Origin of the sequence: Streptomyces sp. CB01635 (genome assembly GCF_002803065.1) — a bacterium.
Lineage (GTDB): Bacteria > Actinomycetota > Actinomycetes > Streptomycetales > Streptomycetaceae > Streptomyces.
This window is the reverse complement of record NZ_NNBL01000023.1, coordinates 112,946-136,458: the sequence shown is the minus strand read 5'-3', so window position 1 is coordinate 136,458 and position 23,513 is coordinate 112,946. Positions and strand designations below refer to the sequence as shown.

Here is a 23,513-nt window from a genome sequence, read left to right as displayed (position 1 = left end):
TTCCCTTTCCGGCGGTTCCGACTCTATCAGATCCTTTCGGGCCTGATTCCCAGTCAGCGGGGCTTGCCTTCCCGGCTGTTGGGCCGTTCCGACGAGTGAGACTTTAGCGGAGTCCTGCCTCCCGAGCTAATCGGGGGCGTTCTTTCGAACGCGGATTCCTCATTTCGCAAAGACGCATGAAAACGAGCCGTGGCGCATCTCGGAGAGACGCGACATCGATCGTTGAATGGTTCTTGCGGAATGGCCACCCGGGGACCGGTCAGGGACCGGAGCTCACGTCGGGCAACTCGGAGAACACTACGTACCGGGCCCAGGTGTGTCAACTTCACGCCTGTGAGGTCTACTCTTGGGCTCGTGACTACGCATGCGCACACCCAGCAGTGGTGGGCCGCCTGACGGCGGCCGGCACAAGCATGCACCCAACGGCCGCCGCCTCGGCGGCCGTTCTTGTATCTCCCTCCTGGAGACCACGGAGCCCGGCAGCCGGGCCGCGGCGGTCCTGACCAGGAGGTGGAGTGATGACGCGAATCTTCAGCGGGGTCAAGCCGACCGGGCATCTGACGCTGGGGAACTATCTGGGCGCCGTACGTCAGTGGGCAGAAGTCGATCAGCACAGAGCTGACGCGCTGTTCAGCGTCGTCGATCTGCACGCGCTGACCGTGGATCACGATCCCGGGCGGGTGCGGCGACTCAGTAAGCAGGCGGCAACGCTGTTGCTTGCCTCGGGGCTCGATCCCGAGGTGTGCACCGTGTTCGTGCAGAGTCATGTGGACGAGCACGCCCGGCTGTCGTATCTGCTCGAGTGCGTCGCCACGGACGGCGAGATGCGGCGGATGATCCAGTACAAGGAGAAGTCCGCGCGCGAGCGGGAGCGGGGCGGGAGTGTTCGGCTGTCGCTGCTCACGTACCCCGTGCTCATGGCGGCGGACATCCTCGCCTACGGGGCGGACGAGGTTCCTGTGGGTGATGACCAGACGCAGCACGTCGAGCTCACCCGGGATCTCGCGGTGCGGTTCAACCAGCGGTACGGGCACACCTTCGTAGTGCCGCGGGCGACGCCGCCCGCGGTTGCGGCGCGGGTCATGGACCTTCAGGACCCGACTTCCAAGATGGGGAAGTCGCACGACAACGGCGCCGGGATCGTCTATCTCCTCGACGAGCCGGACGTTGCGCGGAAGAAGATCCTGCGGGCGGTGACGGACAGCGGCGCGGAGGTCGAGTACGACCGCGAGGCCAAGCCCGGGGTGTCGAATCTGCTGGAGATTCTGGCCGCTTGTGAGGGTGGGAACCCGGAGGGCCTGAGCGGTGTATATGAGTCGTATGGCGCGCTGAAGAAGGCGACCGCGGAGGCCGTGGTGGAGCTTCTGGCGCCCCTGCAGAAGAGGCACAAGGAACTGGTTGCGGATCCCGCGTATGTAGAGGAGGTGTTGCGGCGCGGTGCTGAGCGGGCGAGGGAGATGGCGAAGCCAAGCGTGGACGCCGCCTATCGGGCGATCGGACTGCTTCCCGCTGCCTAGGCGTCCCTATATAGGGGCGTCCTATGGAGGGCCGCTCTCAGGAGCGGTGTTCTTAGGAGTGGGTGACGGGCCGCTCGGCGAATGAGGCCCGGTAGGAGCGTGGGCTGGTGGCGAGGCGCGATGCGAAGTGCTGGCGCATCGTGACCTCGCTGCCGAAGCCCGCGCGGCGTGCGACTTCGGGCATGGGGAGGTCGGTGCGTTCGAGCAGCTTCTGCGCTGCCGCCATGCGCTGGTCCAGGAGCCAGCGCAGCGGGGTGGTGCCGGTCGCTGCGGTGAAGTGACGGGCGAAGGAGCGCGGGGACATGCTGGCGCGCGCGGCGAGGCCGGCGACGGTGAGCGGTTCGTGGAGGTGCTGGAGTGCGTATGCGCGTACGGAGGTGAGCGCATCGGCGTCGCGGTCGGCTCGTGGCGTGGGGTGCTCGATGAACTGGGCCTGCGTTCCGGTGCGGAAGGGGGCCGTGACCATGGATCGGGCGATGGTGGCGGCGGTCTCCGCGCCGTGGTTCCTGCGGACGAGGTGCAGGCAGAGATCGATGCCGGCGGCTGTGCCTGCGGCGGTCCAGATGTTGTCGTCCTCGATGAAGAGGGCGTCAGGTTCGACGGTGACCAGGGGGTGATGGGCGCGGAGCAGGTCGACGAGGTTCCAGTGGGTGATCGCGCGGCGGCCGTCCAGTAGGCCGGCTTGGGCGAGTGTGAAGGCGCCGCCGCAGAGGGCGGCGATGGTGACGCCGCGGGCGTGAGCGCGGCGCAGGGACTCGAGGACCGGTTCGGGCGCAGGGGTGAGGTGATCGTCGAGGCCGGGGACGACGAGCAGATCGGTGGCGGGCGCGAGGCGTGTCAGCCAGGTGAGGGTGCGATCGGGGGTGAGGGTGAGTCCGCCCCGCATGGGGACGGGCGTGCGGTCTTCGGCGACGCGGCGCAGGTCGAAGGCAGGGACGCCGCGGTCGGTGCGGTCGGTGCCCCAGACCTCGGTGATGACGGAGACGTCGAAGGCCCGGATGCCGGGGAAGGCGAGGAGGGCGATGCGCTGGGTGGGGTGCGCGGGTGAGTGCGGGTCTGCGTGCGGCACGGTGGCAGTAAATCATCGATCGCTGTCTTTTGCGCCTCTGGGGCAGGCGCGCTCCGGGCGGGAGCATCGTGGGCATGGAGATCGCAGACAACGCAGCGCTGATCGTGGTGGACGTGCAGAAGGGATTCGAGGAGGAGGGGTTCTGGGGACCGCGGAACAACCCTGCGGCTGACGAGAACATCGCGTCGCTGATCGACGCGTGGCAGTCGACAGGGCGGCCGGTCGTATTCGTGCGGCATGACTCGCCGAAGCCGCAGTCGCCCTTGCGGCCCGGGTATGCCGGGAACGGTTTCAAGGAGTACGTGGAGGGGCGGCGTGGGAAGGGGGACGGGGCGGAGCTCCTGGTGACGAAGTCCGTGAACTCGGCGTTCTACGGGACGCCGGACCTGGACGCGTGGCTCAGGGCGGCCGGCATCGGACAGTTGGTGGTGGCCGGGATCCAGACCAACATGTGCGCGGAGACGACAGCGCGGATGGGCGGGAATCTGGGGTATGAGGTGTTGTTCGCGCTGGACGCGACGCACACCTTCGACCTGGAGGGCCCGTTCGGCTGGCACCGCACGGCGGAGGAGCTGGCACAGGCGTCGGCGGTCTCACTCCACGGGGGCGGCTTCGCCCGGGTGGTCACGACGACGGAGGTCGTGGCTTGGGCCGGGGCGCTTCGCGTGTGACGGTCGGGCGCGGGCGCCTCGGGCATGACCGACAGACGCGGGCGCCTCGGGCATGACCGACAGACGCGGGTGGGGGATCCGTGACAGTGAGGATCGGTGCCGGGTGGCGTGGTGCCGGCGGGCGGGCGCCGTCGCACCGGTGCGGGTCGTCGCCGTAGCGGTGTGGCCCGTCGGCCGTTCCCGTGTGATTCGCAGCGCCGTGTGAGGGCTGCTTCCGCATCGCCCGTCCGTCCCACGACGCCGCCCGCGCAGCACTCGGGCGCGGGCGGCGGTGGAGGGCGTAGGTCGGCGGGTCAGCTGTTGCCGGAGGCCAGTTCTCGGCTGCGGTCTCGGGCGGCCTCCAGGGCGGCGATCATGGCGGCGCGGACTCCGTGGTTCTCGAGTTCGCGGATGGCGTTGATCGTGGTGCCTGCGGGGGAGGTGACGTTTTCCCGGAGCTTGACCGGGTGCTCGCCGCTGTCGCGGAGCATCGTCGCGGCGCCGATCGCGGACTGGACGATCAGGTCGTGGGCCTTGTCGCGGGGCAGGCCGAGCAGGATGCCCGCGTCGGTCATGGCCTCGACCAGGTAGAAGAAGTACGCCGGGCCCGAGCCGGACAGGGCGGTGCAGGCGTCCTGCTGGGACTCGGGGACGCGGAGCGTCTTGCCCACGGCGCCGAAGATCTCCTCGGCGTGGGCGAGGTGGGCGGCCGTGGCGTGGGAGCCGGCGGAGATGACGGACATGGCCTCGTCGACGAGGGCGGGCGTGTTCGTCATGACGCGCACGACGGGGGTGCCTTCGGGCAGGCGCTCCTCGAAGAAGGTGGTGGGGATGCCCGCCGCGCCGCTGATGATCAGGCGGTCGGCGGGGAGGTGCGGGGCGAGTTCCGTGAGGAGCGTGCCCATGTCCTGGGGCTTGACCGTGAGGATCAGGGTGTCGGCCTGCTTGGCGGCTTCCGCGTTGGTGACGGGGATGACGCCGTAGCGGGTGCGGAGCTCTTCGGCGCGTTCCGGGCGGCGGGCCGTGACCAGGAGGTTGGCCGGGGCCCAGCCCGCCCGGATCATTCCGCTGAGCAGGGCCTCGCCGATCTTTCCGGTGCCGAGGACTGCGACGTGCTGCTGGGGCATGGAGGCCACCCTTCGGGGCGCGGGGTGCGGTGCGGTTGCGTCCGTCGGGGTCATCCTCGCATCGGCGGCGGTCAGGCCGTACGGCGGCGGAGAGTTGCGGCGCCGAGGGCCAGGACGAGGACGGCACAGCCGGCGACGACGGCCGTGTCGCGGATGAAGTCGGCGGTGAGGTCGGTGTGGCGGAGGACTTCGTTCATGCCGTCGACGGCGTACGACATGGGGAGGACGTTGGAGATCGCTTCGAGGACGGGCTGCATCTTGTCGCGCGCGATGAACAGGCCGCACAGGAGCAGCTGGGGGAAGATCACTGCCGGCATGAACTGGACGGCCTGGAACTCGGAGGCCGCGAAGGCGGAGACGAAGAGGCCGAGGGCAGTGCCGAGCAGGGCGTCGAGGAGGGCGACCAGGAGCAGGAGCCAGGCGGAGCCGGTGACGTCGAGACCGAGGCCCCACAGGGCGAGGGCCGTCGCCAGGACGGACTGGACGACCGCGAGGGCGCCGAAGGCGAGGGCGTAGCCGGCGATGAGGTCGCCCTTGCCGAGGGGCATCGCGAGGAGGCGTTCGAGGGTGCCCGAGGTGCGCTCGCGCAGGGTGGCGATGGACGTGACCAGGAACATCGTGATGAGCGGGAAGATGCCGAGGAGGGAGGCGCCGATGGAGTCGAAGGTGCCGGGGCTGCCGTCGAAGACGTAGCGGAGCAGGAAGAGCATCACGCACGGGACGAGCAGCATCAGGGCGATGGAGCGCGGGTCGTGGCGGAGCTGGCGCAGGACTCGGGCTGCGGTGGCGAGGGTGCGGGCTGCGTTCATCGGGGGCTCCGCTGGAGGGTGTTGGCCTGGTCGACGAGGTGGAGGAAGGCGTCTTCGACGGTGTCGGCCCCGGTGGCGGCCCGCAGGGCGTCGGGGCTGTCGTCGGCGAGGATCTCGCCCTCGCGCATGAGGAGGAGGCGGTGGCAGCGTTCGGCCTCGTCCATCACGTGGGAGGAGACGAGGAGCGTGGCGCCGCGCTCGGCGGCGATGGAGTGGAAGAGGTTCCACAGGTCGCGGCGCAGGACGGGGTCGAGGCCGACGGTCGGTTCGTCGAGGACGAGGAGTTCGGGGGTGCCGAGGAGGGCGACGGCGAGGGAGACGCGGCTGAGCTGGCCGCCCGAGAGATTGCCTGCCAGGGCGTCGGCGTGGGAGGTCAGGTCCACTTCGGCGATGACGCGGGCGACGTCGTCGCGGCGGTGGGAGGCGGCGGCGCGGCCCGGCTGGAGTACTGCCGAGAAGTAGTCCAGGTTCTGACGGACCGTCAGGTCGGCGTACACGGAGGGGGCTTGGGTGACATAGCCGATGCGGGAGCGGAGTTCCGCGGAGCCCGCCGGGTGGCCGAGGACGGTGAGCGTGCCGGTGACCTTGGCCTGGGTTCCGACGATCGCGCGCATGAGCGTGGACTTGCCGCAGCCCGAGGGGCCGAGGAGGCCGGTGATCTGACCTCGGGGCACGGCGAAGTTCAGGGCGTGCAGGACGGGGCGGGGGCCTCGGACGACGGTGAGGCCGGCGGCGTGAACGGCGGCCGCCGGGGGTTCCGGCGAAGCGGCGGGAGAGGGGGAGAGGTCCGGGGAGGATGACCCCTCGGGAATATTCATCATGTGATGAATATTCCTCCGGCGAGGCCGGACCGTCAAGCGTCTCGGGGGCGCAATGGCGGCGCCGGCGCTCGTGGGGTCGACCGGAAGCGGGACGTCCGCGGGCGGGTGACTCCGCGCTCCAGGGGACATCAGGACGTAACGGAAGTTCGGCCCGTCCTCAACTCCCTTACATGACAATGGATTTCGGCGCCGCGGCCTCCCCCCCCTGCCGGCGCCCACGCATCTCCCCCGGAGGTGCGCTCCAGATGCGTCCCCTTCGTCATGCACGTCATGCACGTCATGTCCGTCAGGTGGCTGTTTCCCGATCCCTCGCTCGCCCTCTCCCTCCCCCGTGCCGATCTGGGCGCGTCCCTCGTCGTCTTTCTTGTCGCGCTCTCGTTGTGTGTCGCTGTCGCCGTCGCGTCCGGGGTGCCAGCCGAGCTCGGGCTGATCACGGGCATCGTCGGCGGGCTCGTCGCCGGGGCGCTGCCCGGCAGCAGCCTGCAGGTCAGCGGGCCGGCGGCCGGGCTGACCGTCCTCGTCCACGAGGCCGTGCACACCCATGGCCCCGCCCCGCTCGGCGTCCTGATGGCCGCCGCCGGGCTCCTGCAGATCGGGCTGGGGCGCTGCGGCTCGGGCGGTGGTTCCGGGCGGTGTCCGTCGCCGTTGTGCAGGGGATGCTCGCGGGGATCGGCCTCGTACTCGTCGCAGGTCAGGTGTACGCGAGGGGGGACGCCGCGTCCGTGCCCGCGAGCGGGGTGGGCCAGGTGCTCAGGCACGCGTCGCTGCCCGGTGCGTCGGAGCCCGTCGCGCTCGCGGTCGGCGTCGGGACCGTCCTCGTACTGGTGCTGTGGCCCCGCTGGCGGCGGGCGGCGCGGCTGCTGCCCACGGCCGCTGGCCGCGATCGGGCCGGCGGCCGTGGTGACCGGGGCGTTCGGGTTACCGGTCCGACGGGTGGAGGTGCGCGGGCTGTTCGACGCGGTGCAGCCGCCCTCGCCGGCGAGGGCGGGGCTGCTGACGCAGGCCGGGTCGTCGGCACGGTCCTGGCGTTCACGCTGATCGCGTCCGCGGAGTCCCTGTTCAGCGCGGCGGCCGTGGACCGGCTCCACCGCGGGCCGCGGACGGACTACGACAAGGAGCTGATCGCGCAGGGCGTCGGGAACACGGTGTGCGGGGTGCTCGGTGCGCTGCCCATGACCGCCGTGATCGTGCGGAGCGCTGCCCATGTGCGGGCCGGGGCGCGGACCAAGGCGTCGCGGATCCTGCACGGGGTGTGGCTGCTGCTGTTCGCGGCCGTGCTGCCCGCCGCGCTGGGGCTGATTCCGGTGGCGGCGCTCGCGGGGCTCCTGGTGCACGCGCTCTGCAAGCTGGTGCTGGTACGGGAGTTGGTGCCGCTGTGGCGTGAGCATCGGGGTGGGGCGGTGGCGCTCGCGGTGACGGCGTTCGCGATCGTCGCCACGAATCTCTTCGAAGGGGTGCTGGCGGGGCTCGCGCCGGCCGTCGCGAAGACGGCGTGGGACATCAGCCGCGTACGAGTCCCGACCGAGGACGCGGGGGGCGGCCGGGCGGTCGTACGGGTGACCGGCAACGCCACGTTTCTGCGGCTGCCGAAGCTGCTCTACGCGCTGGATGCCTTGCCTGCCGACCGGGACGTGCGGCTGGAGCTGGACGGGCTGAGGCATCTAGATCACGCGTGCGCCACGGCGTTGGAGGGGTGGGTGGCGGGGCGGGTGCGGACGACGGCGTCGTGAGGTTGTGGGTGCGGCCGACCTCGTAGCGGCTGTGGGTCAGGTGCGGATGGCCACCAGGAGTTCGACCACGTAGGTCTCCTCCACCGTGCCGTCCGGGAAAAGCTCACCGACCCGGGCGCGCTCCTCGGTGAGGAAGGCCTGCGCGTCGCCCTCTTCGAGGACGAGGAACGCCGAGTGGCTGCCGATGTTGGCGAGGTGCGTGTCCAGCGGGACATGCCGGCTCCACCGCACGTGGCGCAGCGTGACCTCGCCGCGTCCCGGCAGGGCCGTAAGGCCGGACAGTTCGGTGGCGCGGGCCTCGTCGGGCCGCTGCCTGGCGCCCGTCTCCACACCCACGTGGCGCGCGATGCGCTCGTGCTGCGCGGCGATCCACGGGATGTCGAGGGCAACGGTGTTCCACCACAGCGCGAGCGCGCCGCCCGGGCGCAGGACCCGCATCGCCTCGGGGGCCGAGCGGGCCGGCTCGGTCCAGTGCCACGACTGGGCGTAGGTGAGGAGGTCGAGGGAGGCGTCGGCGAGCGGGAGGGCGTTGCCGTCGCCCCGCACGATCGGCACGGCGGGCAGGGTCTGGCGGAACTCGAGCGCCATGCCGTCGCCCGGTTCGACGGCGACCACGCGTGCGCCGCGCGCGTGCAGGAGGGCGGTCGAGATGCCGGTTCCCGCGCCTACGTCGGCCACGCGGGCGCCGGCGAGGGGCCGTCCGGCGGCTTCCTCGACGGCGTCGAGGAGGGCGGGCGGGTAGGACGGGCGGTTCGCGGCGTACTGGGCGGCGGCGATGTTGAACGAGTGAGCGCGCGAGGCAGTGGTCATGCCGCCATCCTGTCCTGCACGGGGGACTCTCGTCAGTACGTGGTGTGCGGCTCGGGCGATGCCTCGTGGCCCGTCCGCCCGTGGGGGCTGATTTGCGCCCGCAGGGGGTGTCAGCCCTTGCGCTTCTTCTTCGACGGGTTGCCGGTGCGGCGGGTGCTGCGGCGTTCGTACTGTTCGCGGGCGGTCGCGTACTCCTGCCTGCGGAGTTTCTCACCCGGGGCCTCGGAGAAGCAGCGCAGGCAGTACGCGAGCAGTACGCCGACGAAGCCGATCGACATGAAGCCGCGCAGGGATGCCTGCGCCTCGGGGTCCGGGCGCTTGGAGAAGCCGCCCCACGTGCGGCGGAAGGCGAGGGCGCTGCAGACCGCGAACATCAGGACGACGAGTACGTTCACGAAGGAGCCGACGTCGGCGATGGCCAGGCCCTCGTACGCGAAGCGCAGCACGAAACAGCCGGCCGCCGCGCCGACGAGCGCGCCCGCGGCGACCGCGGCGCGGCGCCATGTGTAGCCGCCGTCGTGCTCGACCCAGGTCCTGCCGAAGAAACGGATCTCCTCGGGCTGGGGGCCTGCGGGGATGCCGCCGTCTGCTTCCGGGGTCTCGGGGGCGGGGCTGAGGGTGCCGGATTCGTCGCTCACAGGTCGATTATGGCGGGCTCCGGCGGCGGCTTCGGGTCCGGAGGTCGGGCTTGGGTGGGGCGGTGGCGCCAGGCGGGTCCGGCGGATTGTCAGACCCCTCCCCTACATTGCCCGTATGACGGATTACGTACTGGTCGCAGGGGCGTGGCTCGGGGCGTGGGCGTGGGACGACGTGGTGCCGGACCTGCGCGCGGCGGGGCACGGCGCGCACGCCGTGACGCTCACCGGGGTCGCCGACAAGCAGGGCGTTCCGGCGGGGCAGAAGACCCATGTCCAGGACATCGTCGACGAGGTGGAGCGCCTCGGGCTGCGCGATGTCGTGCTGGTCGGGCACAGCTACTCGGGCATCCCGGTCGGTCAGGCCGCCGAGCGGATCGGTGACCGGCTGAGGCGCGTGGTGTTCGTCGACTCGAGTGTTCCGGCGGACGGGGAGTCCTTCGTTTCCGCGTGGTGGCAGGGGCCGGCGGCGCTGGAGGCCGCACTCGCCGCGAACGACGGTGACTGGCCGCCGCTGACTGCGCCCGAGTGCGAGGGGCAGGGGCTCGACGATGCGCAGATCGCGCGGTTCGTGAGCGGGGCCACGCCGCACCCGGGGGCGTCCCTGTCGGAGCCGGCCGTGCTGTCCCGCCCGCTGGGCGAGCTGCCGGCGACGTACATCAAGTGCCTGCTCGACGGGCCCGAGCCGAGTGATGACGTGGCCGAGCTTCTGCGCGGCGAGGGCTGGCGGCTGCGGGAGATGGACACGGGGCACTGGCCGATGTTCTCCCGGCCGCGGGAGCTGGCGCGGATTCTGCTTGAGGAGGCGGGGGCGAGCAGCGGTAGCCAGGCCGGTTGAGGGGCGGGAGCCAGAGGCCCCCGCCCGCCGTCCGCTACGCGCAGCGCGGGGCCACGTAACCGTCGTTGCCTGTCTTCACATACGCGTCCGACACGTACTGACCATTGGCGATGTTGTCCCAGAGGTTCGTCGTGCCGTATGTGCCGCTGATGCTCTCGCCCGGCTTCTGGCAGTTGATCGGCACGCGGGCGCCGAGCGGCAGGACCTTGACCAGCTGGTAGTGGGTGCCGGGGCCGCTGCGTACCTTCAGGCGGACTCCGGGGGCGACCGGGTAGCGGATGGCGAGCGCGTCGGCGCTCAGCTCCTCCGCACTGCCCCCTGCCTCATCCGCCGCGATGCCCTCAACCGTTCCCGCGCCGTCCTCAACAGCCATGTCGGTCTCCCCCGTTGATCACTCTGATGTCTCTGACATCTCTGAACACGCGTACGTGCCGCGCGACCCGCGCAGGCTAGCAAGCCCCTCCGACATCGCACGCACCATCGACTAGGCTCCGTGCGTCGCGCTTGCGGACACAGACACGGGGGTGGGCGATGCCGCCGCTGCGCAGCACCGGGCCGGGCCGGGAAGCGGAACATCCTGAGTACGCCGGGCAGTACCGTCTTGAGTCATGCCTCGGCGCGGGCGGCATGGGTGTGGTGCACCTGGCGACGTCCGCTTCGGGGCTGCGTCTCGCCATCAAGGTCGTACATGCCGAGTACGCGGCGGATCCGGAGTTCAGGGCCCGTTTCCGGCAAGAGGTAAACGCCGCGCGACGGGTCAGCGGCGCCTTCACCGCGCCGGTGGTCGACGCCGATCCGAATGCCGAACTGCCGTGGATGGCCACGCTGTTCATCCCCGGCGACACGCTCGCCGAGCGGGTGAAGCGGAGCGGCGCGCTGGCGTCCGACGACGTCCGCAGGCTGGGTGCGGGGCTCGCCGAGGCGCTGCGCGACATCCATCGTGTCGGCGTCGTGCACCGCGACCTCAAGCCGAGCAACGTCCTCCTCGCCGCCGACGGCCCGAAAGTCATCGACTTCGGCATCTCCCGCCCGACGGACAGTGATCTGCGTACCGAGACGGGCAAGTTGATCGGCTCGCCGCCGTTCATGGCGCCCGAGCAGTTCCAGCGGCCCCGTGAAGTGGGGCCCGCAGCGGATGTGTTCGCCATGGGCGCCGTGCTGGCCCACGCGGCGACGGGGCGTGGGCCCTTCGACTCGAACAGCCCGTACATCGTCGCCTACCAAGTCGTCCACAACGAGCCGGACTTGGCCGGGGCGCCCGAGGACCTCGCGCCGTTGATCAGGCGTTGCCTCGCGAAGGAACCCGGGGAGCGGCCCCTGCCCGCCGAGATCATGGAGGCGCTGCGGCAGCCTTCCCCGGCCGGGACGGGAACCGGGACCGGTGCTGGGGCAGCGGGTTCTGGGACCGGTGCGTTCATACCGGCCCAGCGGCGCCCGAGCGGGCAGCGGTACGCGGACAGGCAGCCGGACGCGGACGACGGACGCGAGCAGAGCACCCGGTGGACCCGGCGCATCCGCCGCCAGGACGGGCCCGCGCCCGCATCCACACCCGTCGGCCAGGACTCCCCCGCTTCCCGGGCGGACCAGCCCACCCACCCGCGGCCGAGCGAAAGAGCCACGCCGAAGTCACCGCGGCACCGTCGCCGCTGGGCACTGACGGCAAGAGCCGTACTCGCGCTGGCAGCGGCCGGCGCAGGCATCGCGCTGTACACGGCGGAAGGCGGTGGCGGGACCGGATCCGGCGGAACGGCCGTGCGGCAAGCCGGATCGTTCAAGCCCTGGCACAAGAACCTCGGTGGAGCGAGCGCCACCGCCCCGGCGTGCGCCTCCGGGCCGGGCGCCCTCTACTGCGTCAGCGGCGGCGGCAGAACAACGCGGCTCGACCCGTTGAACGGCCACGTCGTGTGGGCCTCGGCCGCGCCCCGCGAGCGGCACCCCTCCGGCACGGCCGCGCAGCGGTCCGCTCCGGCTGCGCCCACGCTGTCCGGAGGACTGCTGCACCTGGTCGACGACGGCCGGATCAGAGCACTGGATCCCCGTACGGGCGAGGAGCGCTGGGACGTCGACGCGTCCGCGTACGAGGCCGTGGAGCACGGCGTGGACACGACGCTGCTGATCGGATCGGGCGGTACCGTGCGCGCCCTGAACAGCGCGACCGGCGAGCCGCGGTGGACGAAGCGCGTCGGCGGCCTCGGCACCCAGTGGATCGCCGGACCGGGCGGCGACGGCGACTTCTTCGCCGTGACGGCGTCCGCCGACGGAGGCACCACGTCGGTCAGCGCGATCGGCGCCCACGGGGGCGCCGTGCGGTGGACCGTCCGGGCAGCGGGCAGCCTCAGCCCCTTCGGCGCATCGGACGAAGCCGTGTACCTGCTGTCCACCGACACGGACCTCCTGGTGGACGCCGTCGTACGGCTCGACACCGGCGACCGGACCGCACACCGCTTCCCCCTGACGACGCCCGCGGACCAGGCCGAGGCCACGGAGAGCGGCGGCATCGCCTACGTATACGGAGCCGGCGGCTCACTCGTCGCCGTCGACACCACGGCGACGAGGCCGCAGGACGCGGTCAGCTGGCGCCTGGAGACCTCGGTCAGCCGCCCCTCGCGGCCCGTCGTGTCGGACCGGTCGCTCTACCTCACCGCCCCCGACGGCCGCCTCCTCGCCACCGACGCCCGTACCGGCAAGCCCCTGGGCCAGACGCGCCCCCGGCTCGGGAGTGAACCCGGGCGGGTGGTCGGGGAGTTGCCCGCGCCCGTCGTGGGGGAGCGAGGGCGCGTCTACGGGAGTGCGCCGGACGGGAGTGTGTTCGGGGTGGACGGGCGGGAGCCCGGGCGCTGGTGACGTGGGCCGGGGCAGCACTCAGGTCAGGCACGGTGGCCGTACAGACATAAGGGCAGTCGCCGTACAGACATGAGCCCGCCCGGCAGCGAAATCGCCGCCGGGCGGGCTCACATCAGCATCGGTATCGGCAGTGGCACCGGCCAATGCGGGCTCCGACAGAGTCACGTCACCGCCTCATCCGGCGGCAGCCGGTCCTCAGCCCAGCTTCGAGACGTCCCGCACCGCGCCCTTGTCCGCGCTCGTGGCCATCGCGGCGTACGCGCGCAGCGCCGCCGAGACCTTGCGTTCCCGGGCGACCGGGGCGTAGACGCCGTTCAGGGCCTCGCGGCGGGTGGCCAGCTCCGCGTCGGGGACGAGGAGTTCGATCGAGCGGTTCGGGATGTCGATGCGGATCCGGTCGCCGTCCTGGACGAGGGCGATCGTGCCGCCGGACGCCGCCTCGGGCGAGGCGTGACCGATGGACAGGCCCGACGTGCCGCCGGAGAAGCGGCCGTCCGTGATCAGGGCGCAGGTCTTGCCGAGGCCGCGGCCCTTGAGGAACGACGTCGGGTAGAGCATCTCCTGCATGCCGGGACCGCCCTTGGGGCCCTCGTAGCGGATGACCACGACGTCGCCGTGCGTGATCTCCTTCTTGAGGATCTTGTCGACGGCGTCCTCCTGCGATTCGCAGACGACCGCCGGACCCTCGAAGGTCCAGATCGACTCGTCGACGCCCGCCGTCTTCACGACGCAGCCGTCGACCGCCAGGTTGCCCTTGAGGACCGCCAGGCCGCCGTCCTGCGAGTACGCGTGCTCGGCGGACCGGATGCAGCCGTTCTCGGCGTCCACGTCGAGCGCCTCCCAGCGCTCCGACTGGGAGAACGCCTCCGCCGAGCGGACGCAGCCGGGGGCCGCGTGCCACATCTCGACGGCCTCCGCGGACGGGGAGCCCCCGCGCACGTCCCACGTCTTCAGCCAGTCGGACAGCGACGGACTGTGGACGGAGTGGACGTCCTCGTTCAGGAGGCCGGCCCGGTACAGCTCGCCGAGGAGGGCGGGGATGCCGCCGGCGCGGTGCACGTCCTCCATGTAGTACGTGCGGTCCTTCGCCACGTTCGGCGCGACCTTGGCGAGGCACGGCACACGGCGCGAGACCTCGTTGATCTCGTCCAGGCCGAAGGCGACGCCCGCCTCCTGCGCGGCGGCCAGCAGGTGCAGGATCGTGTTGGTGGAGCCGCCCATGGCGATGTCGAGGGCCATGGCGTTCTGGAAGGCCGCGAAGGTGGCGACGTTACGCGGCAGGACCGACTCGTCGTCCTCCTCGTAGTAGCGGCGCGTGATGTCCATGACGGTGCGGGCCGCGTTCTCGTACAGCGCCTTGCGGGCCGTGTGCGTCGCGAGGACCGAGCCGTTGCCGGGGAGGGAGAGGCCGATGACCTCCGTCAGGCAGTTCATGGAGTTGGCCGTGAACATGCCGGAACAGGAACCGCAGGTCGGACAGGCGTTCTCCTCGATACGGAGGATGTCCTCGTCCGAGATCTTGTCGTTCACGGCGTCGGAGATCGCGTCGACGAGGTCGAGCGTGCGGACGGTGCCGTCGACCAGGGTGGCGCGGCCGGACTCCATCGGGCCGCCGGAGACGAAGACCGTCGGGATGTTCAGGCGCAGGGCCGCCATCAGCATGCCGGGCGTGATCTTGTCGCAGTTCGAGATGCAGATCAGGGCGTCGGCGCAGTGTGCCTCGACCATGTACTCGACGCTGTCCGCGATCAGGTCGCGGGAGGGCAGCGAGTAGAGCATGCCGCCGTGGCCCATCGCGATGCCGTCGTCGACGGCGATCGTGTTGAACTCGCGTGCGATACCGCCCGCCGCCGTGATCGCGTCGGAGACGATGCGGCCGACCGGCTGCAGGTGGGTGTGGCCGGGCACGAACTCGGTGAACGAGTTGGCCACGGCGATGATCGGCTTCCGGCCGATGTCCGCACCGGGTACCCCGGAGGCGCGCATAAGGGCGCGCGCGCCCGCCATGTTGCGTCCATGAGTAACTGTGCGGGACCTCAGCTCGGGCATCGTCGCTCGCTCCTTCAAGGGCCCGCATACGGGCCCGTGCGGCAGATAGGGCTGCTATCGAGCGTACGCCGCCGATCCAGGATCCGGACAGAGCGTCCGTAATGCGGGACAGGCGTCTCGCTGTATGTCCCGTTCAGCCGGCCGGAGCCCTCGTCACTCCCCCGTCAGATGCCCCTGCACCACCGGCGCCACCCGCTCGACGATCCGCTCCATGTCGGCCGACGCCAGCGGTTCCACCTTGATCACGTACCGCAGCATCGCGACCCCCACGAGCTGCGCCGCCGCCAGCTCCGCCCTGAGCTCGGCCTCCTCGGACGGCAGGTCGAGCTGCCCGGCGATCTTCCGCAGCAGCTGTACGGCGACCAGGCGCCGGAAGACGGCCGCCGCGGTCTCGTTGTTCACGGCCGAGCGGACGATCGCGAGGAGCGGGGCACGGGTCGCCGGGTTCTCCCACACGGAGAAGATGAAACGGGTGAGGCGCTCGCCGACGCCGGCCGTCGGGCCGTCCTCGATGGCGGCCGGCGCGTTCAGGGCGGGGGCGAAGGCGACCTCGATGGATGCCTCGAAGACCTGCTCCTTCGTGCCGAAGTAGTGGTGCACCAGTGCCGCGTCCACGCCCGCCGCCTTGGCGATGCCGCGTACCGACGTCTTCTCGTAGCCACGCTCGGAGAACTCCGCGCGGGCCGCCTCCAGGATGCGGTCGCGGGTCGCGGGGCCGGCCGCCTCCGTCTGCGTACGGGAGGGCCGCCCCCTGCGGCGTACGGGAGGGACGTCCGGGTCGGTCATGAGCGGGGGACCCGGACCGCCGACGCGAGGTGGAGCCGGGTGAAGGCGAGTGCCTCGGCGAGGTCGGCCTCACGTTCGGCGCTGGACATGGCGCGGCGGGTGTTGACCTCGATGACGACGTGCCCGTCGAAGCCGGTCAGGGCGAGGCGCTCCAGGAGCTCGGCGCAGGGCTGCGTGCCGCGGCCGGGGACCAGGTGCTCGTCCTTGCTGGAGCCGCCGCCGTCGGCGAGGTGGACGTGGCCGAGGCGGTCGCCCATGCGGTCGATCATCGACATCGCGTCGGTGCGGGCCGTCGCGGTGTGGCTGAGGTCGATCGTGAAGTGCCGGTAGTCGTCCTTGGTGACGTCCCAGTCGGGGGCGTACGCGAGCATCTCGCGGTCGCGGTAGCGCCAGGGGTACATGTTCTCGACAGCGAAGCGGACTTCCGTCTCGTCGGCCATGCGCCAGATGCCGTCGACGAAGTCGCGTGCGTACTGGCGCTGCCAGCGGAAGGGCGGGTGGACGACGACCGTGGACGCGCCGAGCTTCTCGGCCGCCGACTTCGCGCGCTGGAGCTTGGTCCACGGGTCGGTGGACCAGACGCGCTGCGTGATCAGCAGACAGGGCGCGTGCACGGCGAGGATCGGGACCTGGTGGTAGTCGGAGAGCCGGCGCAGGGCCTCGATGTCCTGGCTGACGGGGTCGGTCCAGACCATGACCTCGACGCCGTCGTAGCCCAGGCGTGCCGCGATCTCGAAGGCCGTCGCCGTCGACTCCGGATAGACCGAGGCCGTCGACAGGGCGACCTTCGCATCCGGGATGCGCACCACTGGTTCTGCCACGGAGACAGAGTACGGGCCCCGGCTGAGCCCCGGGGAGGTGGTCGGCGGGCGGGCGCTGTGGGGTGCGCCTCAATGGGGCATCCCCGGCCGGCGGCCCCGGGCAGTGGCGGGAGCCACCGCGGCCGGGGTGCCCGTGACCGCGACCCGGCCGCGGCCCGCGGTACGTCCCGTCAGACCCCCGGCATGTGGTCGAGCCGCCTGAGGATCACGCCCTCCCGGAGCGCCCAGGGGCAGACCTCCAGGGTTTCCACCCCGAACAGGTCCATGGCACCCTCGGCCACCAGCGCGCCCGCGAGCAGCTGGCCCGCTCGGCCCTCCGAGACCCCGGGGAGCTCGGCGCGCTCCGCCTCCGTCATCGCGGCGAGGCGCGGCACCCAGTCCTCCAGGGACTTGCGCTTCAGGTCTCGCTGTACGTACAGCCCCTCGGTGGAGCGGGCCGCTCCGGCCAGGCGCGCGAGCTGCTTGAACGTCTTGGACGTGGCGACGACGTGATCGGGTTTGCCGAAGCGCGTGAACTCCCCGACCGAGCGCGCGATCTGCGCCCGCACGTGCCGGCGCAGCGCCTTGATGTCCGCGGCGTCCGGCGGGTCACCCGGCAGCCAGCCCGCCGTCAGGCGCCCCGCCCCGAGCGGCAGCGACACCGCGGCGTCGGGCTCCTCGTCGATGCCGTACGCGATCTCGAGGGAGCCGCCGCCGATGTCCAGGACGAGCAGCTTCCCGGCCGACCAGCCGAACCAGCGGCGGGCCGCGAGGAAGGTGAGCCGGGCCTCCTCCTCGCCGGTGAGGACGCGCAGCTCGACGCCGGTGTCCTCCTTGACCCGGGCGAGGACCTCGTCGGCGTTGCTCGCCTCGCGTACGGCGGAGGTCGCGAAGGGGACGAGGTCCTCGACGCCTTTGTCCTCGGCCGCCTCCAGGGCGTCCCGCACGGTGGCGGTCAGCCGGGCCACGCCGTCGGGGCTGATGGCGCCACGGTCGTCGAGGAGCTGCGCGAGCCGCAGCTCCGCCTTGTGCGAGTGCGCGGGCAGCGGTCGCGCGCCCGGGTGTGCGTCCACCACAAGCAAGTGCACCGTGTTCGAACCCACGTCGAGGACACCGAGTCTCATAAACGGAACGCTACTGCGCCTGGGGCGGGCGTCAGTCCCCGAGGGCACCGCAGCGCGCTTACCCTGGAACCGTGCCAAAGACGAAAAAGGTCAACGCCGACAAGCGCGGTAAAAGCGACAAGGAAGCCAAGTCGGCCAGTAAGCCGTCCAAGGCGCCGAAGTCGAAGGAATCAGGAACTAAGGGGTCACTGCTGAACGAGTCATCGGCGAAGACGGCATCTTCGAAGGGCTCAAAGGGGGCGTCCGCGAAGGGCTCGTCCTCGAAGGGCACGTCCTCGAAGGGCTCGTCTTCAAAGGGCACGGCGAAGGGTTCCGTCCCGGACGAGAAGGGTCTGGACTTCGCCCGCGCCTGGGTCGAGTTCCCCGACCCCGCGGACGACGAGCAGATCTTCCGCTGCGATCTGACGTGGCTGACCTCGCGCTGGAGCTGCATCTTCGGGAGCGGCTGCCAGGGCATCCAGGCGGGCCGCGCGGACGACGGCTGCTGCACGCTCGGCGCCCACTTCTCCGACGAGGACGACGAGAAGCGCGTGGCCGGCTTCGTGGCGCGGCTCACGCCCGACATCTGGCAGCACCACGAGGTCGGTACGGAGACAGGTTGGGTCTCCAAGGACGAGGACGGCGAGCGCCAGACCCGCCCGTACAACGGCTCGTGCATCTTCCAGAACCGTCCCGGCTTCAAGGGCGGCGCGGGCTGCTCGCTGCACATCCTGGCGATCAAGGAGGGCCGCGAGCCCCTGGAGACCAAGCCGGACGTGTGCTGGCAGCTCCCGGTCCGCCGGACCTACGAGTGGATCGACCGGCCCGACGACACCCGCGTGCTCCAGGTGTCCATCGGTGAGTACGACCGCCGCGGCTGGGGCCCGGGCGGCCACGACCTGCACTGGTGGTGCACCTCGGCGACGTCGGCCCACGGCGCGGGCGACCCTGTGTACGTCTCCTACCGGCCCGAGCTGACCGAGCTCATGGGCAAGGAGGGCTACGACCGCCTCGCCGAGCTGTGCGAGGAGCGCCTGGCCTCCCAGCTGCCGCTGCTCGCGCCGCATCCGGCGGATCCCGCCACCGCTTCCTAGCCCCCGGTCCCCGCCGGCCGGCGGGGACCGCGCTAGCCGCCGCTCGGGCTCGCGCCGCCGCCGCTCGGCGGCGGTGACGAGTCCGTGGGGGCCGACGGGCTCGGTGACGGGTCGGACGGCGTGGGGCTCTGGTCGGACGGAGTGGGGTCCGGGTCGGACGGGCCGGGGTCCGACGGCGTGGGGTCGGACGGCGTGGGGTCCGAGGGGCCGGGGCCCGGGTGGCCCGTGTTCGACGGGTCGGGGCCCGGGTCCGAGGGGCCCGAACTCCCGTGTCCCTCTATTGAGATGACGGCCCCGGAGGGGTCGATGCCGATGCGCGCCGACCAGTGACCGGCGGGCTCCCGGTCGTGATCGACGTACACCCGGATCGTGAACGACTCGCCGGGCCGCAGCGTTCCCGACGTGCTCGTCAGATAGAGCCAGCTCGCTCCGGTGTGCGCGGACCAGTGGACCGGTGAACTCCCCGACGCCGTCAGCGTGATGAGGGTCGCGGAGCCGCTCGGCTGCGCCTCGACGGTGAGCCGGCCCGGGCCCGAGTGCGAGGGTCCGCCGGGGCTGATGACCTCCACGGAGACGTCCGGGGAGCGGCTGCCCGCGGTGAAACGGGGGTCCGGGGTCGTGCGCGCGTTGCCCGCGTTCTCGTACGCGCCGTCCGCGCCGTTGCCGTCGAGCCCGCCCGGGTCGCCGGCCTCGCTCGCGCTGATCGAGCGCCCGTCCTGGCTCTCGCCCGTCTGCGGCGCTCCCCGGTACGCCGCCCACAGCGCCAGCACCGGAGCGGCCACGACGGTGGCGACGACCGTCGTCGTGACGGCACGCGCGCGTAGCCGGTCGCGGCGGGCGGCGCGGTCCTTGGGGTCCATCGGGAAGCCGCGCCGGTCGAAGCGGGGTGCCGCGCCGCGCTGGGGGCGGTTGCCATGGGCCATCGCCCGGTGCAGGGCAGCGCGCGGGGCCGTCGCGAGGGGCAGGGCGGCCGGAGTGACCGTGGTGCCGGGCCAGGCGCCGGGGACGGCGCGCTCGGCGGTGCGGCGGCAACGGGGGCAGTCGTCGACGTGCCGGACCAGCTCGCGGCGCAGGGCGGAGCTCAGCAGCAGCTGATTGTCCCCGGTGAGGCGGGCGACGCTCGGGCAGGTGCCGGTCTCCACCACGGCCAGCGCGGCGCGGGTGCGTTCCACCTCGCAGGCGGCGGAGGCGAGCAGCTCGCGGGTGAGCGCCGGGTCCGTGCCCAGCGCGGCGGCGACCTCTCGGGGCGACAGCTGGTGCCGTACGGCCAGCTCCAGCGCCTCGCGCTGCTCGGGCGTCGTACCGGCCGCCTCGGGCCAGGCCAGGAGCGCCAGCTCTCGGCGGCGCTGCGCCTGGATCTCTTCGGAGGGGGTCTCTTTGGCGGGCGGGGTTTCGGGGTGGGGCCTGCCCGATGCGTGCGTCCCCTGTCTGCGGCGCTTCGCCTCCGCGAGCGCCCGCAGGCACGACCAGCGCGCGAGCGCGTACAGCCACGCCTTGCGGTCGCTCTCGGATTCGGGGCCGCGGGAGCCGCGGCGTTCGGCGAGCGCGAGGGCGTCGCCCAGTGCCGCGAGGGCGTCGTCGTGATCGCACAGGACGGACAGGCAGTACGTGAACAGGCCGTCCAGATAAGGCTCGTAGCGCGATGTCGGGCGCTGGGGTACGGTCCGCGGCGCAGGTCGCCCGCGCCCGTCGCGGTGCGCCCGGTGTGCGCCGGTGGTCTGCGTGGAGGTTTCCGGCCTGCTGGTCATCACCCGTGCGACCGTAGGCGGATGGTGGCGTACCCTTCCTCCCCCTTGGGGACATTTAATCCGTACGGGTGAAACGATCCCTCAAAGGGGGACGGGAATACCAAATTCCGTACAGGGGAACATGCGCTCGGCGCATTTTTGTGCGCCGGGGCGCATGGGCGCACACCCGGCGCGGGGCTCCCCCGAGGGGGCGGGTAGTGGTCGGTGCCGGGTTGTCAGTGGTCTCGGTTACGGTTCGGTGCATGGCTGCCCGTACGAAATCCGGCAAAGACCGGCCGTCCTACCGCTGCACCGAGTGCGGCTGGCAGACGGCGAAATGGCTGGGTCGCTGCGGCGAGTGCCAGGCGTGGGGGACGGTCGAGGAGTACGGCGTGCCCGCCGTGCGGACGACCGCGCCCGGCCGGGTCACGACGTCCGCCGTCCCGATCGGCCAGGTCGACGCCCGGCAGGCCACCGCCCGCTCCACCGGCGTGCCCGAGCTCGACCGGGTCCTCGGCGGGGGCCTCGTACCCGGCGCCGTCGTCCTGGTCGCGGGCGAGCCCGGCGTCGGCAAGTCCACCCTCCTGCTCGACGTCGCCGCCAAGGCCGCCAGCGACGAGCACCGCACCCTGTATGTCACGGGTGAGGAGTCGGCCAGCCAGGTCCGGATGCGCGCCGACCGCATCAAGGCGATCGACGACCATCTGTATCTCGCCGCCGAGACCGATCTGTCCGCGGTCCTCGGCCACTTGGACGCCGTCAAGCCCAGCCTCCTGATCATGGACTCCGTGCAGACCGTCGCCTCCCCCGAGATCGACGGCGCCCCCGGCGGCATGGCCCAGGTCCGCGAGGTCGCCGGCGCGCTGATCCGCGCCTCCAAGGACCGCGGCATGGCCACCCTCCTCGTGGGCCACGTCACCAAGGACGGCGCCATCGCCGGCCCCCGCCTCCTTGAACACCTCGTGGACGTCGTCCTCTCCTTCGAAGGCGACAGGCACGCGCGCCTGCGCCTCGTCCGCGGTGTGAAGAACCGGTACGGGACGACCGACGAGGTCGGCTGCTTCGAGCTCCACGACGAGGGCATCACGGGACTCGCCGACCCCAGCGGGCTGTTCCTCACCCGCCGCGACGAGCCCGTTCCCGGGACGTGTCTCACCGTCACCCTGGAGGGGCGACGGCCCCTTGTCGCCGAGGTCCAGGCCCTCACCGTCGACTCCCAGATCCCGTCCCCCCGGCGTACGACGTCCGGCCTGGAGACCTCTCGCGTCTCGATGATGCTCGCCGTGCTCGAGCAGCGCGGGCGGATCAGCGCCCTGGGAAAGCGGGACATCTACTCCGCGACCGTCGGCGGCGTGAAGCTCTCCGAGCCCGCCGCGGACCTCGCCATCGCGCTCGCCCTCGCCAGCGCCGCCAGCGACACCCCGCTCCCCAAGAACCTCGTCGCGATCGGTGAAGTGGGCCTCGCGGGCGAGGTCAGACGGGTGACCGGCGTGCAGCGCCGGCTCGCCGAGGCGCACCGGCTCGGCTTCACCCACGCCCTCGTGCCGAGCGATCCCGGCAAGGTGCCGGCCGGTATGAAGGTCACCGAAGTCGCCGACATGGGGGATGCTCTGCGGGTGCTGCCCAGGAGCCGTCGCCGAGAGGCCCCACGGGAGACGGAGGAGCGCCGGTAGACTTTGCCCTGGTCTCGCCCGTGCGTACGAACCCTGGGCATTCAAGATCTGCAAGTTCCGCAGGATCTGCGACATCTGTGACATCTGCGATGTCTGCAATAGATGTCTGCAATATCTGTGACATCTGCGACCGGAGGAGTGCAGTGGCAGCCAACGACCGGGCAGCAGCTCCCGGAAAGTCCGGCGGGAGCTCCGGCGCCGATGGGCTGATGCGCGCCTCACTGAGCGCCGTCGCGCCCGGTACGGCGCTGCGTGACGGCCTCGAGCGAATCCTCCGCGGCAACACCGGCGGACTCATCGTTCTCGGCTGGGACAAGACCGTCGAGTCGATGTGTACCGGCGGTTTCATCCTGGACGTCGAGTTCACCGCGACGCGCCTGCGCGAGCTGTGCAAGCTCGACGGCGGCATCGTCATCGACAAGGACATCACCAAGATCCTTCGGGCGGGCGTCCAGTTGGTGCCCGACCCCACGATCCCCACGGAGGAGACGGGCACGCGGCACCGCACGGCGGACCGCGTGAGCAAGCAGGTCAGCTTCCCAGTGGTCTCCGTGTCGCAGTCGATGCGGCTCATCGCCCTTTACGTGGATGGGCAGCGGCGCGTTCTCGAGGACTCGGCCGCGATTCTCTCCCGGGCGAATCAGGCGCTGGCGACTCTCGAGCGGTACAAGCTCCGCTTGGACGAGGTGGCCGGGACGCTCTCCGCGCTCGAGATCGAGGATCTCGTTACCGTGCGCGATGTGACCGCGGTCGCGCAGCGGCTGGAGATGGTGCGGCGCATCGCCACCGAGATCGCCGAGTACGTGGTGGAGCTCGGGACGGACGGTCGGCTGCTCGCCCTTCAGCTCGACGAGTTGATCGCCGGCGTCGAGCCCGAGCGAGAGCTCGTCGTTCGGGACTATGTGCCGGAGCCCACCGCCAAGCGGTCCCGGACCGTTGATGAGGCGCTGTTCGAGCTCGATGCGCTGACGCATGCCGAGCTTCTTGAACTGTCCACTGTGGCACGCGCGTTGGGGTACACCGGATCTCCGGAGACCCTCGACTCGGCCATTTCGCCTCGTGGGTTCCGGCTGCTGGCGAAGGTGCCCCGGCTGCCTGGGGCGATCATTGACCGGCTTGTCGAGCACTTCGGCGGGTTGCAGAAGCTGCTCGCCGCCAGCGTCGATGATCTGCAGGCTGTGGACGGCGTCGGGGAGGCTCGCGCCCGGAGCGTGCGGGAAGGGCTCTCGCGGTTGGCCGAGTCTTCGATCCTGGAGCGGTACGTCTAGGCTGCCGCCGGGCTGGGGTGTGGGGGCCTCGCCGTTTTCAGGTGCGGGGCCCCCGCGCCGTTTTCAGGTGCGGGGCCGCGCCGGGATGTACGTGGTCGCTGTTCTACGGGGCCTCGTCACCCAGCTGATTACCTGCACGTGGTGCCGGTGGCTCCGCGCGCAC

At 71.6% G+C, this 23,513-nt stretch carries 20 protein-coding genes and 1 pseudogene; 9 read left to right on the top strand and 12 right to left on the bottom strand.

Going from position 1 to position 23,513, the window contains the following annotated elements:
- The first annotated feature begins 518 nt into the window (after positions 1–518).
- Positions 519–1,517 carry a tryptophan--tRNA ligase gene (trpS, locus tag CG723_RS36170; protein ID WP_100597767.1) on the top strand — a complete coding sequence of 333 codons (999 nt, stop codon included), beginning with the start codon at positions 519–521 and terminating at the stop codon, positions 1,515–1,517.
- Between the two features lie 52 nt (positions 1,518–1,569).
- On the opposite strand, the gene CG723_RS36165 is transcribed toward trpS, so the two are convergent.
- Entirely contained in the window at positions 1,570–2,586 is a 1,017-nt protein-coding gene (locus tag CG723_RS36165; protein WP_100597766.1) for a GlxA family transcriptional regulator, read from the bottom strand.
- Positions 2,587–2,660: 74 nt separating this feature from the next.
- On the opposite strand from CG723_RS36165, the gene CG723_RS36160 reads away from it, so the two are divergent.
- Positions 2,661–3,257 (top strand): cysteine hydrolase family protein, encoded by a 597-nt coding sequence (locus CG723_RS36160; protein WP_100597765.1) that lies wholly within the window; start codon positions 2,661–2,663, stop codon positions 3,255–3,257.
- Between the two features lie 293 nt (positions 3,258–3,550).
- Here CG723_RS36160 and proC read toward each other — a convergent pair whose 3' ends face one another.
- The 3 genes from proC to CG723_RS36145 form a co-directional block, all read right to left on the bottom strand.
- On the bottom strand, positions 3,551–4,363 hold the full coding sequence (gene proC, locus CG723_RS36155) for a pyrroline-5-carboxylate reductase (protein WP_100597764.1): 813 nt from the start codon (positions 4,361–4,363) through the stop codon (positions 3,551–3,553).
- A gap of 71 nt (positions 4,364–4,434) precedes the next feature.
- Positions 4,435–5,172: an ABC transporter permease gene (locus CG723_RS36150; protein WP_100597763.1), complete on the bottom strand. Its 738-nt coding sequence runs from the start codon at positions 5,170–5,172 to the stop codon at positions 4,435–4,437.
- Positions 5,169–5,993 carry an ABC transporter ATP-binding protein gene (locus CG723_RS36145; RefSeq protein WP_100597762.1) on the bottom strand — a complete coding sequence of 275 codons (825 nt, stop codon included), beginning with the start codon at positions 5,991–5,993 and terminating at the stop codon, positions 5,169–5,171. Before CG723_RS36145 ends, CG723_RS36150 begins: the two co-directional genes overlap by 4 nt.
- Positions 5,994–6,254: 261 nt before the next feature.
- On the opposite strand from CG723_RS36145, the pseudogene CG723_RS49375 reads away from it, so the two are divergent.
- Both CG723_RS49375 and CG723_RS36140 read left to right on the top strand, forming a co-directional pair.
- Positions 6,255–6,608: pseudogene (locus CG723_RS49375) on the top strand (SulP family inorganic anion transporter); the annotation flags it as partial.
- A 17-nt stretch (positions 6,609–6,625) separates the two neighbouring features.
- Positions 6,626–7,723, top strand: coding sequence for a SulP family inorganic anion transporter (locus tag CG723_RS36140; RefSeq protein ID WP_442802619.1), 1,098 nt, complete (start codon positions 6,626–6,628; stop codon positions 7,721–7,723).
- A 36-nt stretch (positions 7,724–7,759) separates the two neighbouring features.
- Here the strand turns inward: CG723_RS36140 and CG723_RS36135 are convergent, their stop codons facing one another.
- A complete protein-coding gene (locus CG723_RS36135; protein ID WP_100597761.1) occupies positions 7,760–8,533 on the bottom strand; it encodes a class I SAM-dependent methyltransferase in 774 nt (257 codons plus the stop codon).
- A 110-nt stretch (positions 8,534–8,643) separates the two neighbouring features.
- A complete protein-coding gene (locus CG723_RS36130) occupies positions 8,644–9,171 on the bottom strand; it encodes an EamA/RhaT family transporter (RefSeq protein ID WP_199842025.1) in 528 nt (175 codons plus the stop codon).
- Between the two features lie 115 nt (positions 9,172–9,286).
- Between CG723_RS36130 and CG723_RS36125 the strand changes: the two genes are divergently transcribed.
- Complete coding sequence (locus tag CG723_RS36125) at positions 9,287–10,006, top strand: alpha/beta fold hydrolase (RefSeq protein ID WP_100597760.1); 720 nt, start codon at positions 9,287–9,289, stop codon at positions 10,004–10,006.
- 34 nt (positions 10,007–10,040) lie between these two features.
- Here CG723_RS36125 and CG723_RS36120 read toward each other — a convergent pair whose 3' ends face one another.
- Entirely contained in the window at positions 10,041–10,379 is a 339-nt protein-coding gene (locus CG723_RS36120; RefSeq protein WP_100597759.1) for a peptidase, read from the bottom strand.
- Positions 10,380–10,537: 158 nt separating this feature from the next.
- Here CG723_RS36120 and CG723_RS36115 point away from each other — a divergent pair, with 158 nt between their 5' ends.
- The gene (locus CG723_RS36115) at positions 10,538–12,850 is read left to right on the top strand and encodes a protein kinase domain-containing protein (RefSeq protein ID WP_100597758.1); all 2,313 of its coding nucleotides are present in this window, start codon (positions 10,538–10,540) and stop codon (positions 12,848–12,850) included.
- A gap of 195 nt (positions 12,851–13,045) precedes the next feature.
- Here the strand turns inward: CG723_RS36115 and ilvD are convergent, their stop codons facing one another.
- From ilvD to CG723_RS36095, 4 genes are all read right to left on the bottom strand, one after another.
- Complete coding sequence (gene ilvD, locus CG723_RS36110; RefSeq protein WP_100597757.1) at positions 13,046–14,899, bottom strand: dihydroxy-acid dehydratase; 1,854 nt, start codon at positions 14,897–14,899, stop codon at positions 13,046–13,048.
- A 153-nt stretch (positions 14,900–15,052) separates the two neighbouring features.
- Entirely contained in the window at positions 15,053–15,685 is a 633-nt protein-coding gene (locus tag CG723_RS36105; protein ID WP_100597756.1) for a TetR/AcrR family transcriptional regulator, read from the bottom strand.
- Entirely contained in the window at positions 15,682–16,506 is an 825-nt protein-coding gene (locus tag CG723_RS36100; protein WP_199842024.1) for a sugar phosphate isomerase/epimerase family protein, read from the bottom strand. The genes CG723_RS36105 and CG723_RS36100 overlap by 4 nt, the downstream gene beginning before the upstream one ends.
- A gap of 170 nt (positions 16,507–16,676) precedes the next feature.
- Positions 16,677–17,609 (bottom strand): Ppx/GppA phosphatase family protein, encoded by a 933-nt coding sequence (locus CG723_RS36095; protein WP_100597754.1) that lies wholly within the window; start codon positions 17,607–17,609, stop codon positions 16,677–16,679.
- 191 nt (positions 17,610–17,800) lie between these two features.
- On the opposite strand from CG723_RS36095, the gene CG723_RS36090 reads away from it, so the two are divergent.
- Complete coding sequence (locus CG723_RS36090) at positions 17,801–18,682, top strand: hypothetical protein (protein ID WP_100597781.1); 882 nt, start codon at positions 17,801–17,803, stop codon at positions 18,680–18,682.
- 32 nt (positions 18,683–18,714) lie between these two features.
- Here the strand turns inward: CG723_RS36090 and CG723_RS36085 are convergent, their stop codons facing one another.
- Entirely contained in the window at positions 18,715–20,430 is a 1,716-nt protein-coding gene (locus tag CG723_RS36085) for a BACON domain-containing protein (protein WP_100597780.1), read from the bottom strand.
- 242 nt (positions 20,431–20,672) lie between these two features.
- Between CG723_RS36085 and radA the strand changes: the two genes are divergently transcribed.
- Together radA and disA are read left to right on the top strand one after the other, a co-directional pair.
- Positions 20,673–22,082 carry a DNA repair protein RadA gene (radA, locus tag CG723_RS36080; protein WP_100597753.1) on the top strand — a complete coding sequence of 470 codons (1,410 nt, stop codon included), beginning with the start codon at positions 20,673–20,675 and terminating at the stop codon, positions 22,080–22,082.
- A gap of 143 nt (positions 22,083–22,225) precedes the next feature.
- Entirely contained in the window at positions 22,226–23,350 is a 1,125-nt protein-coding gene (disA, locus tag CG723_RS36075; RefSeq protein WP_100597752.1) for a DNA integrity scanning diadenylate cyclase DisA, read from the top strand.
- The last annotated feature ends 163 nt before the right edge of the window (positions 23,351–23,513 follow it).